General features: G+C 47.7%; 16 protein-coding genes. All 16 read right to left on the bottom strand.

Translation table 11 applies throughout. The annotated features are described in order from the left end of the window. Positions 1–17: 17 nt before the first annotated feature. Positions 18–668 (bottom strand): HAD-IA family hydrolase, encoded by a 651-nt coding sequence (locus tag ACKPBX_RS10250; protein WP_119093866.1) that lies wholly within the window; start codon positions 666–668, stop codon positions 18–20. Positions 669–675: 7 nt separating this feature from the next. After that, complete coding sequence (gene lgt / locus ACKPBX_RS10245) at positions 676–1,512, bottom strand: prolipoprotein diacylglyceryl transferase (protein WP_086629373.1); 837 nt, start codon at positions 1,510–1,512, stop codon at positions 676–678. 22 nt (positions 1,513–1,534) lie between these two features. Next, complete coding sequence (hprK, locus tag ACKPBX_RS10240) at positions 1,535–2,473, bottom strand: HPr(Ser) kinase/phosphatase (RefSeq protein ID WP_086629375.1); 939 nt, start codon at positions 2,471–2,473, stop codon at positions 1,535–1,537. A 229-nt stretch (positions 2,474–2,702) separates the two neighbouring features. Further along, positions 2,703–3,047, bottom strand: a complete 345-nt coding sequence (locus tag ACKPBX_RS10235) for a phage holin family protein (protein WP_319995284.1) — start codon at positions 3,045–3,047, stop codon at positions 2,703–2,705. Next, positions 3,047–3,364 (bottom strand): PspC domain-containing protein, encoded by a 318-nt coding sequence (locus ACKPBX_RS10230; RefSeq protein WP_086629379.1) that lies wholly within the window; start codon positions 3,362–3,364, stop codon positions 3,047–3,049. Before ACKPBX_RS10230 ends, ACKPBX_RS10235 begins: the two co-directional genes overlap by 1 nt. A 41-nt stretch (positions 3,365–3,405) precedes the next feature. After that, complete coding sequence (gene liaX / locus ACKPBX_RS10225) at positions 3,406–4,917, bottom strand: daptomycin-sensing surface protein LiaX (protein WP_319995283.1); 1,512 nt, start codon at positions 4,915–4,917, stop codon at positions 3,406–3,408. 229 nt (positions 4,918–5,146) lie between these two features. Next, positions 5,147–7,990 (bottom strand): excinuclease ABC subunit UvrA, encoded by a 2,844-nt coding sequence (gene uvrA / locus ACKPBX_RS10220; protein ID WP_086629382.1) that lies wholly within the window; start codon positions 7,988–7,990, stop codon positions 5,147–5,149. Positions 7,991–8,094: 104 nt separating this feature from the next. Next, positions 8,095–8,442, bottom strand: coding sequence for an ArsR/SmtB family transcription factor (locus ACKPBX_RS10215; RefSeq protein ID WP_086629492.1), 348 nt, complete (start codon positions 8,440–8,442; stop codon positions 8,095–8,097). Positions 8,443–8,629: 187 nt separating this feature from the next. Further along, positions 8,630–9,298 carry a phosphate signaling complex protein PhoU gene (gene phoU, locus ACKPBX_RS10210; protein ID WP_086629384.1) on the bottom strand — a complete coding sequence of 223 codons (669 nt, stop codon included), beginning with the start codon at positions 9,296–9,298 and terminating at the stop codon, positions 8,630–8,632. Between the two features lie 43 nt (positions 9,299–9,341). Beyond that, a complete protein-coding gene (pstB, locus tag ACKPBX_RS10205; protein ID WP_086629386.1) occupies positions 9,342–10,106 on the bottom strand; it encodes a phosphate ABC transporter ATP-binding protein PstB in 765 nt (254 codons plus the stop codon). Between the two features lie 12 nt (positions 10,107–10,118). Beyond that, positions 10,119–10,925, bottom strand: a complete 807-nt coding sequence (pstB, locus tag ACKPBX_RS10200) for a phosphate ABC transporter ATP-binding protein PstB (protein WP_119093863.1) — start codon at positions 10,923–10,925, stop codon at positions 10,119–10,121. 33 nt (positions 10,926–10,958) lie between these two features. Then, positions 10,959–11,843 carry a phosphate ABC transporter permease PstA gene (gene pstA, locus ACKPBX_RS10195; RefSeq protein WP_119093904.1) on the bottom strand — a complete coding sequence of 295 codons (885 nt, stop codon included), beginning with the start codon at positions 11,841–11,843 and terminating at the stop codon, positions 10,959–10,961. Positions 11,844–11,845: 2 nt separating this feature from the next. Continuing rightward, positions 11,846–12,763 carry a phosphate ABC transporter permease subunit PstC gene (gene pstC / locus ACKPBX_RS10190; protein WP_086629495.1) on the bottom strand — a complete coding sequence of 306 codons (918 nt, stop codon included), beginning with the start codon at positions 12,761–12,763 and terminating at the stop codon, positions 11,846–11,848. Between the two features lie 99 nt (positions 12,764–12,862). After that, positions 12,863–13,723, bottom strand: a complete 861-nt coding sequence (locus ACKPBX_RS10185; RefSeq protein WP_119093862.1) for a phosphate ABC transporter substrate-binding protein PstS family protein — start codon at positions 13,721–13,723, stop codon at positions 12,863–12,865. 376 nt (positions 13,724–14,099) lie between these two features. Then, complete coding sequence (gene phoU / locus ACKPBX_RS10180; RefSeq protein ID WP_086629392.1) at positions 14,100–14,774, bottom strand: phosphate signaling complex protein PhoU; 675 nt, start codon at positions 14,772–14,774, stop codon at positions 14,100–14,102. 66 nt (positions 14,775–14,840) lie between these two features. After that, positions 14,841–15,590, bottom strand: a complete 750-nt coding sequence (gene pstB / locus ACKPBX_RS10175) for a phosphate ABC transporter ATP-binding protein PstB (protein ID WP_086629497.1) — start codon at positions 15,588–15,590, stop codon at positions 14,841–14,843. Positions 15,591–15,628 lie beyond the last annotated feature (38 nt).

Raw genomic sequence — 15,628 nt, 5'->3', positions numbered from 1 at the left:
TGCTCGCTTCCCCTCGATTAAACTCTCACACCGGAAAGAATGTATTCTTCCAACTCTTGTGGATCTTTGACTATTTTTGTTGGCTGATATGGTTGGATGAAAGCAGTTGTTTTTTCGGACCAGCCAACAAAAATGCTTGTGACGCCCGCATTATTGCCTGCGACTATATCGTGGTGATTGTCCCCGACCATTACGCTGGTTTCCCTTTCGGCGTCCAGACGATCCATAGCCAGGAAGAGTGACTCCGGATCAGGTTTCGGTTGCGAAAAATCGCCTGATCCGAGAATTGTATCAAAATAATCCGTGATGCCGAGGATAGCGATACCCCGTTTCAGCACATCGCTGCGCTTCGTCGATACGACGCCCAAGCGCAGGCCTTCCTGTTTGAGATTCTCAAGCACTTCTTTGATACCAGGGAACATGCCGATCATTTCATCATGCTTCTCCAGCATCACTTCCCGGTAGCGGGCGACCAGTTCATCCTGTCGGCTGTGATCAAGATTCCCGTATATTTCCTCTAAACTGGGGCCGTTGAATTGGGCCATTTCCTCTTTTTTGAACCGGCCCGGAAAATTTTCCTCCATGACGACGAAGTGGCTTTCGCTGATGAGCCGGTTCGTATCGGCGATAGTGCCATCAAAATCAAATAATACCGTTTTAAAATTCATGCCTTTATTATGCTTCCTTTCTTGTGATGTTCGTGTAAAAGGGATCAGGCGGATAATTGTTTCTGCGTCTGTAAGCCCAGACTCCCATCGCTCCGAGGAACAGCAGGATGGACAGCGCCTGTGAAACCCGGATAGGCCCGAAAAGATACAGACTGTCCGTGCGCATACCTTCGATGAAGAAGCGGCCGAACGAGTACCACATGACATAAGTGAACATCACTTCACCGACACGCAACAGCTGTTCTTTTCTGCGCAGGAACAGAATCAGCACAAAACCGGCCAACGACCAGAGTGATTCGTACAAGAAGGTCGGATGGTAATAAATCCCGTTTATGTTCATCTGCTCAATGATAAATTCCGGCAAGAATAGTTTTTCCAAAAAGGCGCGGCTCACTTCCCCGCCATGCGCTTCCTGGTTCATGAAATTCCCCCATCTGCCGATGGATTGAGCAATCAGCACTGCGGGTGCCAAGATATCCAATATCAATGCAAAAGAAATCCCTTTTCGTTTCGTATACCAATAAATCGTCAAAATGCCGGCTATCAATGCCCCGTAGATAGCGATGCCACCATTCCAGATCTGAATGATTTCGCCTGGGTTCTGCAAATAATAATCCAACTCAAACAATACATAGTAAATGCGGGCGCCGATGATCCCGATCGGTATCGTCCAGAACATCATATCGACAATGAAATCCGGATCCAACCCTTTTTTGTCGGCCTCTTTCGTCGCCAATGTCATGGCAATGAGGATGCCTGCCGCGATGATGACACCGTACCAACGGATTTCCAACCCACCGAACGATAAAGCGACGGGGTTCAATGCGGCTATCAAATTATTCATTTATCTGCTCCTTCGGTTATGCCTAATCATTTTTTTGGGCGTTCTCTTTTATCAATACTTCCAAATTTCTTTCGAAAGTCTCTGCGGCATTGTAGCCCATGGTTTTCGCACGGAAATTCATGGCCGCCACTTCGATGATGATGGCAAGATTTCGCCCTGTCTTTACCGGAATCGTGATTTTAGGGATGCCGACATCCAGAATGTTCACGATTTCCTCCGTGCTGCCCAGACGTTCAAACTTCTTGTCTTTGCTCCAAAGCTCCAGGTTAACGATTAGATTGACTTCATTGGTCTGTTTGACTGCGCCTGCCCCGAACAGCGTCATCACATCGATGATGCCGATTCCGCGGATTTCGATCAGATGGCGAAGGATGCCCGGCGCCTCACCGATCAGCGTATTTTCATCATGCTGGTACAGATCGACGCGATCGTCAGCAACCAGACGGTGTCCTTTTTGGATCAATTCCAAAGCCGTTTCCGACTTCCCGACACCGCTGTCCCCTGTGATCATGACACCCATTCCAAATACGTCAACGAAAACCCCGTGCATCGAAACCCGTTCCGCCAACTTGCCTTCAAGGAAATTGGTGATGTTACTGGATACTCTTGTCGTTCTGGATTGTGCCGAAAGAATCGGTATGCCGGCTTCCTGAGCGGCTTTCGTCAATTCTGCAGGCGCCTGCAGCTTGCGTCCGATTACGAAGCAAGGCGTCTCTTTACTGCAAAGGCGCCTCATGACGATCAGTCGCTCTTCGGCGGTCATCCTCTCGATGAATGTCAATTCCGTTTTCCCCAACAATTGGATGCGGGCCGACGGGTAGAAATTAAAGAAACCTGTCAACTCGACGCCGGGTCTGGAGATTTCGCTGGTGGTGATTTTGTTTCCCAAAAATTCTTCTCCGCTCAGTACAATATAACCTGAAGAATCCACTAATTCCTTTACAGTGACTGTATTCGCCATTCTTATCCCTCGCTCTATCATATAATTTCCTGTCCCAGATTGGGCAGGATTTTTTTACATTTTCATCTTGCCGCAAACAATGATCTAATCGCTTGTGGTTTATTGTATTCCTATCCATCATAACATTTTATAGGGGCATACGAAAGAACAAAAAGGCAGCTGAAACAATCGTTTCAACTGCCTTACTTTATGTTATTTGGTGTCGAGCGCCGAAGAGGAACCCTGTTGGTTAATGCGATTCGTCCCTGCTCAGGAACATATGCACGACTGACATGATCAAAGCCACCAGGAATGCCGTGCTATAGCTTGTAAAGTGGAATCCGGGACCCACCAGCCAAGAAGTCAGATACAGCATGAAGCCATTGATGACAAAGCTGAACAAACCGAACGTCAGGATCGTGATCGGGAACGAGAGAATCGAAAGCACTGGTTTGATCAAAAAGTTGACGATGCCCAAGATGATGCTGGCCCAAAATGCCGTCCAAAGGCTATGCACATAGAATGAAGGTGCCATGAAATAAGCCAAAGCGATGAACACTAGCGAGTTGACCGCCGCTTTTTTCCAAAATCCCATCAGAAATCACTCCAGTCGTCCTCTTCTTGTTTGTCCACTGGTTTTGCTTCTTTTACTGGTCTTGAAGCGTCGGAACTGCGGCGGGAAGATGAAGACCCGTAAGTTCCGCCGAATGATTGGCCGCTGTCGCTTCGGCCCGGTTCAGGCATCAGTATAGCCATCAGGATGTACAGCAATACGGGTGATCCGACCCCCGCAAATACGGAAATCAGAAATATCACACGCACAATCGTCGAATCGATGCCGAAGTATTCGGAAATACCTCCCAGAACACCGCTGACTTGTCTGTCTGTAGCAGATTTGGTTAATTTTTTCATTTTCGTTCTCTCCTTATGTGTGCCATTTATTGTCGCTATTTTTAGTTATTTTTTAAGAATATGTTTCCTGTTGTTGTCTTTAATTCTACCATAACCGGCGATTCCTCGTCCATTCGTCTGAATTCCAGGTACTTGTTTGTGTGTTCATTTTTTTGGCGGATGATTTCGATGTTTTCCATCCGGTTCATGATTTTCCCCAAAGAACTGCTGGCTTTCACCTCTGCGCTTTTGGCAGCCGGCAAAGACAGCTTGACGGACCCGTTGACTGAGCTGGCCTGGATCTGTTTGGCGTTTGTTCCCGGATAGGAAAGTTTCACATCGCCGTTGACAACGGAAACCGTCGCGCTGACGACATCGCTTTTGATCGTCAGACTGCCGTTGATGGTCTTCGCCAGTACATCAACGATCGTGCTTTCTGAAACATCCAGATTCCCGTTGACGCCATCCGTCTCCAGCATGATGGCCTTGAGACCTGAGATGACCATATTGCCATTGGTGGATTTGATGTAAAAATCTTTTCCTTCAATGTTCTTCAAACTTGCATTCCCGTTCAACATCTTGATTGCGATATAATCGTATTCGCGTTTCGGCAAGGACACGACGATATCGCATTTCACCCGTTTGTTCGGAACGCGGAAAGTGAATTTATCCTCATCCATCACAAGCGTGCTCCGGGCATCGAAAGCTTCCTTCGCTGTCGCTTCTTCTGTTTTACCATAGATTTTCACATCCGCGGCAACCGAAATGGTTTCGCTATCCCAACTCTGCAACGTCACATTGCCGTTTGCCAGTTGAAAATCAAGGATCGTCGCCGTATTTTGATCGAATGTGAATTCATGCTGGAATTTGCTGGTGATCAATCCAGGGATTTTGATGTTGAAATCAGTGTCTTTCCAATCGACATTCTCTACGACCGTTTGCACTGTGTCGGTCAAAAATTTGCTCAATTGTGCCCCCGCTTTGGTGAGGCGATCTGTGAAATTGGCGGCTGTATCTTTCCATTCCTCTTTATTGCCCAGTTTCTCGCCAAAGGATTTCACGCTGTTTTCCACATGCTCCTTCTTGAGGCTGCGCATTTTTTGTTCCATCTCGAATTTTTCAGCTTCCAGTGCGGCAGCTTGTCCGCGCAGGCCTTCCAGTTCTTCATCCAAGCGCATCAGGGTGATTTCTTGTTCGCCCGTCAAATCGCCCAGTTCATCGGCTGTGGCTAATTCTTGTCTTTTTTCGGCTTTGTCGTTGATCTGTTTTTTCAGCGATTGGAGTGCTTCGCCTTTTGCATCGATCTGAGAGGAGAAATAAGAAATCTCGCTTGCCAATTCATCCAAAATCTTTTCCAAATTTTTACGGTCTTCCCGCTCCTGATCGGAGACTTGATCCGTTTGCTCTGTGTATTCTGATGCAGTATCCTTTGAATCAGTAAAATCTTGTTGCTGATTCAACTTCACTGCATCTTTACCTTCGCGCTTCGCCAAGTTTTCCAAAAGCACCAAGGCTTCTTCTGTAGTGATGATGCCTTCTCTTACCAACGCTAAAATACGGTCTCTTTCATTCATGGTAGTTCCTCCTTGATAGTTATCCATTTATCTATTCACTGACATGGGACAGTTTGCCTATTTCTGATTATCTGTTGCTTATGTCCTTATTATGCCCAATTTCCTTTCCCTTGTCATAGGTCTAAAGATTGATTTTCCCTTCAGCAGAAATGACTAGAGGATTGTAAGAAAAGCGGAACGGGTACAACAAAAGGCCAACCGGAATCGGCTGGCCTTTTAGTGACTATCATTATTTTTTGTTTCTGGCTTTATCCCGTTCCAGAATGGGTTTCAGGAATTGGCCGGTGTAGCTGCCTTTCACTTCGGCGATTTCTTCCGGCGTGCCGGTTGCGAGGACGGTTCCTCCGCCAGCTCCGCCTTCAGGACCCATATCGATGATGTAATCTGCCGTTTTGATCACGTCGAGATTGTGTTCGATCACGACGATCGTATTGCCGGCTTCCACCAAACGGTCCAAAACTTGCAACAATCTGGCGATATCGTGCGTGTGCAACCCTGTGGTCGGTTCATCCAGTATGTAGAATGTCTTGCCGCTTGAAACGCGTTGCAGTTCACTGGCCAGCTTCATCCGCTGGGCTTCACCGCCGGATAGCGTCGTGGCTGGTTGCCCCAATGTCACATAGCCAAGGCCGACATCGACGATGGTCTGTAGTTTGCGCCTGATTTTAGGGATGGCTTCAAAATAGGCCAAAGCTTCCTCAATCGTCATATCCAAGACTTGGGCGATGTTTTTGCCTTTGTATTGCACTTCCAAGGTTTCGGAATTGTAGCGTGTGCCATGACAGACTTCGCAAGGCACGTAGACATCCGGCAGGAAATGCATCTCGATCTTGAGAATGCCGTCGCCGCGGCAGGCTTCGCAACGCCCACCCTTGACGTTGAAGCTGAAACGGCCTTTTTTGTAGCCGCGTATTTTTGCTTCGTTGGTGCTGGCAAAAAGGTCGCGCATGTCATCGAAGACGCTGGTGTAGGTTGCCGGATTGCTTCGCGGCGTCCGTCCGATCGGGCTTTGGTCGATATCGATGACTTTCTCCAGACCTTCGAACCCGCTGATTGTCTTGAACTTTCCCGGTTTTTCTTTCGTACGGGTCAATTCTTTGGCCAGGGCTGTCTTCAGGACATTATTGACCAGTGAGCTCTTTCCCGAACCGGAAACGCCTGTGACTGCCACGATTTTCCCTAAAGGAAAGGCAGCATCCACATTCTTCAGGTTATTTTCAGTGGCGCCGGTGATTTTCACGGCTCCTTTGTCTTCCGTCCTTCGTTTCTCAGGGACCGGGATGAACAATTTTCCTGACAGATATTTTCCGGTCAGGGATTTCTTGTTTTTCATGACTTGCTCGGGCGTTCCGGCAGCCACGATTTCACCGCCGAGTTCGCCCGCACCCGGTCCGATATCGATCAGATAATCCGCCTGCATCATCGTGTCTTCATCATGTTCCACAACGATCAACGTGTTGCCGAGGTCGCGCATGTTTTTCATCGATTCGATCAACCGATTGTTGTCGCGTTGGTGCAACCCGATGGATGGCTCATCCAAAATATAGAGTACACCGGACAGGTTGGAGCCTATTTGCGTCGCCAAGCGGATCCGCTGCGCTTCCCCACCGGAAAGCGTGCCCGCCGTCCGGCTCAGCGTCAAGTAGTCAAGGCCGACGTTCTTCAGGAAAGTCAGCCGTGATAAAATTTCCTTAAGGATAGGCGCCGCAATCTGTTTCTCTTGTTCCGAAAGGGAAATACCCTCGAAGAAGGCGACCGCATTCTCGATGGAAAACTCTGTGACTTGACCGATGTCGTGTTCGGCCACCTTCACGGACAGGGCTTGCTCATTCAAGCGATAGCCATGGCAAGTATGGCAAGGCAACTCGGTCATATATTGGCGCATCGCTTCGCGCGTAAAATCGCTCGATGTCTCTTTGTAGCGTCGATTGACATTGGTGATGACACCTTCAAAAGGGATATCGACATCGCGGACACCGCCGAATTCATTCTGGTAATGGAAATGGAACAGTTCGCCTCCAGCACCATAGAGCAGTTTCTGCTGGGTGTCGTTGCTCAGTTCGGCGTACGGAAGGTCCATATCGATCCCGTTCTGTCCACAAAACTGGCGCAGCATTTCCGGATAGTAATTCGAACTGATCGGGTTCCAAGGCACCAACGCCCCTTCATTCAGGGAAAGCTGTTTGTCCTGAACGATCAAGTCGGGATCTACTTCCAATTTCATCCCCAGCCCATCACATTCGGAGCAGGCTCCGTAAGGCGCGTTGAAAGAAAACAGGCGCGGTTCGATCTCACCGATCGTAAATCCGCAATACGGGCAGGCATGGTGTTCGCTGAACAAAAGCTCTTCACTGCCGATGACATCAACGACGGCGTATCCATCGGCCAGATGCAATGCCGCTTCGATCGAATCGAAAATCCGCGAGCGGATGCCCTCCTTGATGACCAGGCGATCGACAACTATCGCGATATCATGTTTTTTGTTCTTTTCCAATTCAATATCTTCGGAAACATCAAATAATTCCCCATCGATGCGGACGCGGACGTAGCCTTGCTTCTTGATGTCCTCGAATACTTTTTTGTGCTGCCCTTTTTTTCCTTTGATGATCGGGGCCAGTATCTGCAGTTTTGTGCGTTCCGGCAGCTCTAAAATCTGATTCACCATCTGTTCGGGCGATTGGCTGCTGATCGGCGTGCCATCATTCGGACAAAGCGGATGCCCCACACGGGCAAAAAGCAGGCGCAGGAAATCGTTGATTTCTGTAACCGTGCCGACTGTTGAACGCGGATTGCGATTCGTTGTCTTCTGATCGATCGCAATCGCAGGACTCAAGCCATCGATACTATCCACATCCGGTTTATCCATCTGACCCAAAAACTGGCGCGCATAGGCAGAGAGGCTTTCCACATACCGTCTTTGACCTTCTGCGTAAAGCGTATCAAAAGCCAACGAGCTCTTGCCCGATCCGGAAAGACCGGTCATGACGACAAGCTTGTCCCTTGGGATGGTGACATCTATATTCTTCAAGTTGTGCGAACGGGCTCCCCGAACGATGATTTGGTCTTTTGCCATATATTCTCAGATCCTTCTTTGACTTATTCTTGAATTTCGTCTGATTCATGTTGTCTGTAGTATACCATATTCCGGCCCGAAAAGAACACTAGTTCGCACTTTGTTCATGGATTGTTCTTGTTTGTTGTAGCTATCCCATCCTCACTATGCATATCCTGCCTGCCGTGTTCAGCATGTTCGACAGCCAAGTGCAGGATTGCGTAGACATGCTGATCGTCTTGACTGTAAAGGATATTTTTCCCGCTTCTTCTACTTTTTACCAACTTTGCTTCCCGGAGCTTCTTCAGTTGGTGCGACACCGCCGATTGCTCCAAGTCCAGTTCTTCCGCGATGGCATTTACGTTCAGTTCCCGGTTTTCCAATACATGGAGGATCAAAAAACGGGTCGGATCGCCGATCAATTTGAAAATTTTCGTAACTGCTTGTATCGTTTCTGTGTTCAAGTCTGACATCATCTCACTAAGACCCCTATCCCTTACCTTCAATCCTTATTTTAGCAAATTCATCCGTTCTATGAAAGCTATTGCCCTTGCTGTTCGAGTAGAGCAGCTGCAAGGGAACCCTCTTTGCATAGGTTCTGAAAGGGCCCGGAAAACAAAAAACGTTGTGGCACCTTTCGGCATCACAACGCTCTTCTCATTAAATTTTATGGTGGACATTCAATTCTACGACTTCTCCGGAATCCAAGTAAATGATCCACTCGGAGATATTCGTTACATAATCGCCTATTCTTTCCAAATAAGTCGAAATACGCATGTAGTTTGTTCCACCCAAAATAATCTCTGGATCTTGTTTCATTTGTTCGATGCAGTTTTCATAGATATTTTTGGCAGCAGCATCGATTTCCGTATCCCGCGCCGCAATTTCCCGCGCGCGTTCGACATCGAGGACTACATAGGCATCCAGGACTTCCTTGACCATGCCCATGACCTTCAAAGCTGTCTCCGCGATGGCCGTTTCGATATCGGCATCATGCTTTTTGCCCTTCACTTTGATAGTCGATTTTGCGATACTGACTGCATGATCGCCGATGCGTTCCAAATCCGCACTGGCTTTCATCACGGTTACGATTTTGCGCAAGTCCGTGGTGACCGGCTGTTGCAAAGCTATCAATTCGAAACATTCGAGCTCCAACTCATTCTCCAGTGCATTGATGGCTGCATCTTCATCTATGACTTGCTGCGCCAGTTCCTTATCGTGCGTGACGAAAGCATCCACTGATTTCTGGATCGCTTCATTGACCAACACACCCATCTTCAAAAAGTGAGCGTGCAAACTCTTTAATTCCTCTTCAAACACTCGTCTCATCACAAACCAACCCCTTTGTAAATATCTTTCATTATGCAACGGCTCAGCCGAAACGTCCAGAAATATAATCTTCCGTTTGTTTTTTCTTTGGATTCGTGAAGATTTGGCTCGTTTCACCGAATTCAATCAATTCTCCACTCAAGAAAAAGGCAGTATTATCCGAAATCCGCGATGCTTGTTGCATATTGTGCGTAACAATGATCATCGTATACTCGTTTTTCAATTCCATAAGCATCCGTTCGATCTGAGCACTGGAAATCGGATCCAACGCGCTCGTCGGTTCATCCAACAAAATGACTTCCGGTTCAATCGCCAAGACCCGGGCGATGCAGACACGTTGCTGCTGGCCACCTGACAAAGATAAGGCGCTCTGATCCAATTTATCTTTGACATCATCCCAGACAGCTGCTTTCTTCAGGCTTTCTTCCACAATCCGGGCGATTTTTTCCTTGTCCTTCATCCCGGCGATGCGTAAGCCATATGCTACGTTGTCGAATACCGAAAACGGGAATGGGTTCGGTTGTTGGAAAACCATGCCGACCTTTTTCCGCAACTCTACAGTGTCCATCTGCGGACTGTAGATATCCTGATCATTGAAACTGATTTTCCCGGTGACCGTCACATCCGGAATCAGGTCGTTCATGCGATTAAGGGTCCTTAAGTAAGTGGACTTGCCGCATCCGCTCGGCCCGATCAAAGCCGTGATTTCTTTTTTATGAAAATCAAGCGAAATGCCCTTCAACGCTTCGTTCTTTCCGTAATATAAATGTACATCACGCGTTTCAATAATGGGTTTTGTGCTGTTCACGTTGCTTTCCTCCTAGCCGAAATGCCCAGAAACATAATCTTCCGTCTGTTGAATCTTCGGACGGGTAAAGATTTTTCTGGTCTCATCATATTCAATGACATTGCCCAAATAGAAGAACGCCGTATAGTCACTGATCCGCGATGCTTGTTGCATATTGTGTGTAACAATGATGATCGTATACTTTTCCTTCAACTCCAGCAAGGTTTCTTCGACTTGAGAAGTCGATATCGGATCCAACGCGCTGGCAGGTTCATCCAAAAGTAGGATATCCGGTTTCAGTGCGATCGCTCGTGCGATGCAGAGACGCTGCTGTTGTCCACCAGAGAGTGCTAAGGCGCTTTTGTTCAACTGGTCCTTCACTTGGTCCCAAAGGGCAGCTTGTTTCAGGCTGGTTTCGACGATTTCATCCAATGCCGCCTTGTCTTTCATGCCGTGTCTTCTCAATGCAAAAGCGATGTTCTCATAAATCGATTTGCTGAAAGGATTCGGTCTTTGGAATACCATCCCGATATTTTTCCGCATTTCGAACACATCGACTTCAGGCACGTTGACATCGATGCCTTGGTAAATGATTTCCCCAGTCACCTTTGCTCCGGGAACAGTATCGTTCATCCGGTTCAATGAACGAAGATAAGTCGATTTCCCGCACCCGCTCGGTCCGATCAGCGAGGTGATTTTATTCTTTTCAAATTCCATGGAAACGCCTTTGATTGCTTCAAAATCGCCATAATGAACGTGCAGATCATTTGTCTTCAAGGCAACTTCAGCCTCAGGACGCATCCGGATGATATTCGTTTCCAGTGTTTTTTCATTTCCCATCAAGGGTCCCTCCTTCAAGTCAATTTTCCGGTTCTATGCTGAAGTGGCCTTCTTCTGCAATCTTCTGCCCAAACTTCTGGCGGCCAGATTGAAGATAAGCACAGCCAACACCAGTACTGCTGAGGCACCCGCAGATACTTGCGCCCCATCCGGTTTCACGCCTTCACTGTTGATTTTCCAGATGTGCACAGCCAATGTCTCGGCAGGCCGGAAAATATTCAACGGACTTGTGATGGATTGCGGATTCCAGTTTGTGAAATCCAAAGCCGGCGCGCTCTGCCCGGCTGTATAGATCAGTGCGGCTGCTTCACCGAAAATACGGCCCGCAGCCAAAATCATCCCGGTCAGAATACCCGGCAAAGCAGCCGGCAGAATGATCAGCGTCACTGTCTCCCAACGGGAAAGCCCCAACGCCAATCCAGCTTCACGTTGGGAAGACGGGATCGCCCGCAAGGAATCTTCGATCGTGCGCGTCAAAAGCGGCAGATTGAAGATGGTCAGGGACAAGGCTCCCGAAAGGATCGAGAAGCCAAAACCATACTGGATGACGAAGATCAGAAATCCAAAGAGACCGACCACAACTGACGGCAATGAACTCAAAACTTCGATAGCAGTACGGATGATGTCAGTAAACCAATTCTGAGGTGCATATTCCGAAAGGTAAATCGCCGCTCCCAGTGCAAGAGGCGTGCTGATCAGCAGCGTCAGGACCAATAGGTAAAAGGAATTGAATAACTGCACTCCGATTCCGCCGCCTACCTGAAAGGATTTTGCCGGAGCCGTCAAAAATTCCCATGAGAACTGGGGCAGGCCGCGCCATAGAATAAAGAGCAGTAGACTTGCCAAGATAAGGATGATCGTTCCGGAAAATAAATAAATCAGGCCGACCATAAATTTGTCTACTTTTTTGGGATTCATGTTCATTTTTTAACGGCTCCTTTCTTACCGATGTAGCGTGTCAAAATATTGAAGAATAGAGCCATCAACAGGAGGATGGTCGCCAATGACCAGAGGACATTGTTTTCCAGGGTTCCCATCACGGTGTTCCCCATGCTCATCGTCAAAATACTTGTCAATGTCGAAGCCGGCGTCACCAGGCTGTTCGGCATCAAAGTCGCATTCCCGATGACCATCTGAACAGCCAAGGCTTCTCCGAACGCACGCGCCATACCGAAAACGACCGCAGTCATAAGGCCTGGGGTAGCTGCCCGCAAAACCACCTTATAGATGGTCTGCCAGCGCGTCCCTCCCATAGCAAGGGAAGCTTCCCGGTAATGACGGGGGACTGCGTTCAACGCATCCACTGACATGCTGGTCACGGTCGGCAAAATCATGACGAACAGGACCAAGGTGGAAGAAAGAATACCGAAGCCGGTACCGCCGAACAGCGAGCGGACAAACGGCACGACGACCGTCAAGCCGATGAATCCATATACGACAGACGGAATACCAACCAACAGTTCGATGACCGGCTGCAAGATTTTTTTCCCGGATTTCGGTGAAATTTCCGTCATGAACAAGGCTGCAGCTATGGCGAACGGTGTCGCCAAGGCTGCGGAAATCAAAGTGACCAAAAATGAGCCAGCGATCATCGGCAAGGCGCCGACCAACGGGGTGCCGTCATCAGCGACGGTACCGGGGTTCCAGATGCTTTTCGTCAAAAAATCCCCTAGCGATACGCCATCCGTAACAAAGGTGGATATCCCTTTGCTGGTGACAAAATATAGAATGGACAGCACGATGAAGACGATGACTGCCGTGCTGATCAGACTGATGGTGCGTCCAAATGATTCCAATCTGCGTTTACTTGACTTTTTCATTAAGTTTCCTGGTGTCATTTCCAAGAGAAACCCTCCTCTTAAACTTTGAGCCGCAACGAAAGGCGCCGTCCTCCGAAAAGGCGGCAACCTCTCATCACAATGATATTTCAGTTGCTGTTATTCGATCGGTGTTACGTTTCCTTCAATGTCCCTATCGACCTTCATTTGCGTCGAAGGAATGTATCCCAACGCTTCAATCAGATTCCCTTGGACGTCCTCCGACAGCATGTAATCCAGGAATTCTTTCGTCAATCCCGTAGGTTCGCCATTCGTGTACATATGTTCATATGCCCAAATGACCCATTCGTTGGTTGTAACGTTCTCTGGTGTCGGCTTCACCCCATCTATGGAAAGCGCCTCGACATCTTCATTGACGTAGGAGAACGATACATAGCTGATGGTGCCTGGTGTTGAAGCAACAATCTGACGGACGGTTCCGTTGGATTCCTGCTCTTGGGTGATGATGCTTTCTTCTCCGGCCAGAACCCATTTATCGAATGTCGCTCTGGTTCCACTGCCCTTCGCGCGGTTCAATACGACGATCGGCAGATTCTTTCCGCCCAATTCGGACCAATTGCTGTATTTGCCGGTAAAGATGCCGCGCAACTCTTCCATGGAAAGATCCGTTACACCGACACCCGGCGTCACGATAGGCGTTATGCCGACGATGGCGACACGGTGGTCCACCAATTGGCTGGCATCGATCCCTTCCCTCTCTTCGGCAAAAATATCCGAATTGCCGATGTCGACCGCACCTGCGGCAATTTGGCTCAAGCCAGTTCCGGTACCGCCGCCCTGGACATTGACGAATTTCCCGAGGTTCTCCGCACTGAACTGTTCCCCAGCGGCCTCGACTAACGGTTGCAGCGCAGAAGAGCCTACCGCGGTGATGGATTCCTCATCGACTACAGGACCGCAGGCAGATAGCGCAAAGACAGCAGCAAGACTGACTATGGCTGAAACATATCTTAATTTCATTGTGTACCTCCCATGTATTAACCTTGAACACATACTTATCCATCGTAACGAATGTTTGTAAATGTTTCGTATCTCTTTTGTAAATTTTATGTAAATCCACCATATATTTTATTGATGGAACATTGTAACGTTGATTTTACGTTATTTTTCTGTAAATTTACTCTATGATTATCCATATTATAACAAATCGGCGGAACGCTTGTCTTATATCTGGTGCAGAAATATATATTACATTTTCATGAGTGTTTTCAATGTCCTTCATTTGACTGCCGTTATTCAAACATGCACAAAAAAAGCCGGGAAGATGCCGCGCAATCGGGTTCGATTGCGTGTTCTTCCTGGCTTCATCTTTTCTCACCCTGCATCCATAAATCTGTCAGTCTTCGAATTTGTTGTTTGTGTTCAATTCGATGATCTTCCCTGTCCCCAAATAAATGATCCACTCACAAATATTTGTCACGTAATCACCGATCCGCTCGAGATAGCCGGCGACCATGATGTAATCTGTCGCTCCCAGAACAAGTTCCGGATCAAGCTTCATCTCTTCGATGGCGCGTTCATAGATATGCTCGGCATCCTTATCGACCAATTTGTCGCTCAGGGCAACTTCCTTGGCTTTTTCGATGTCCGTTTTGATGTAGGCGGTAAGGACTTCCTCCACCATGACTTTCACTTTGTCCGATTGCCCAGCTATCACTGCTTCGATATCGGAATTGCGCTTGTTCCCTTTAACACGGATAGTCGACTTCGCAATACTGACGGCGTGGTCTGCCATACGCTCCAGATCCGCGCATGCCTTCATGATGGTAACGATTCTGCGGAGGTTGCCAGTGACTGGCTGATGTAACGCGATCAATTCAAAGCATCTTTTCTCGATTTCCGCTTCTCTTTGGTTGATGGCGATATCACTCGCTATCACTTCCGCAGCAAGCTCTTTATCATGATTCACAAAACCTTTAACAGATATGTAGATTGCTTCATTCACCATTTTCCCCATTTCAGAGAAAAGTACGTGCAAATCCTGCAATTCTTCTTCAAAAATCTTTCTCATCTTTTCGCCCCCTGTTACATGTCATTATGCATCACAGTGCATCTCTTATCCCATTATAGCCCAGTCTTACCCGAATTTGCCAGAGATATAATCATCTGTGCGTTTGTCATTCGGATTGGAGTAAATGATTTCCGTCTTATCATATTCTACCACTTCTCCATTTAAAAAGAAGGCCGTTTGGTCCGAAATCCGGGCTGCCTGTTGCATATTGTGGGTAACGATGATGATGCTGTAATCTTTTTTCAAAGTCTGGATAAGTTCTTCGACTTTGGACGTCGAAATCGGGTCCAATGCGGAAGTCGGCTCATCCATCAAAAGGACTTCCGGTTCCACCGCCAGACTCCTGGCGATGCACAAACGTTGTTGTTGCCCACCGGATAACCCAAAGGCATTCTGCTTCAGACGATCTTTTACTTCATCCCAAAGCGCTGCACCTTTCAAACTTTTTTCAACAATCTCGTCCAAAATGGTTTTATCTTTGATGCCATGGATTTTAGGCCCGTATGCGATATTTTCATAGATCGATTTTGGGAAAGGGTTCGGTTTTTGGAAGACCATCCCCACATCCGTACGCAGCTGTTCCACTTTGTATCTTGGATCAAAAATGTTTTGTCCGTTGTAATTGATCGATCCCGTCATTTTTACGCTCGGAACCAACTCGACCATCCGGTTCAAGGTTTTGATGAAAGTGGACTTGCCGCATCCGGATGGTCCGATGATCGCCGTGACTTCTTTCGTTGGGATATCAAGTTGGATGTTTTTCAGGGCGTGTGTATCTCCATACCATAAGTTGAAATCTTTCACGCTGTAAATCATTTTTTTATCTTTTAAGCTCACTTCTGGATTCAAATGAG

Source organism: Trichococcus shcherbakoviae (assembly GCF_963666195.1).
GTDB classification, from domain to species: Bacteria; Bacillota; Bacilli; order Lactobacillales; family Aerococcaceae; genus Trichococcus; species Trichococcus shcherbakoviae.
This window is presented reverse-complemented; position numbering and strand designations above follow the sequence as displayed.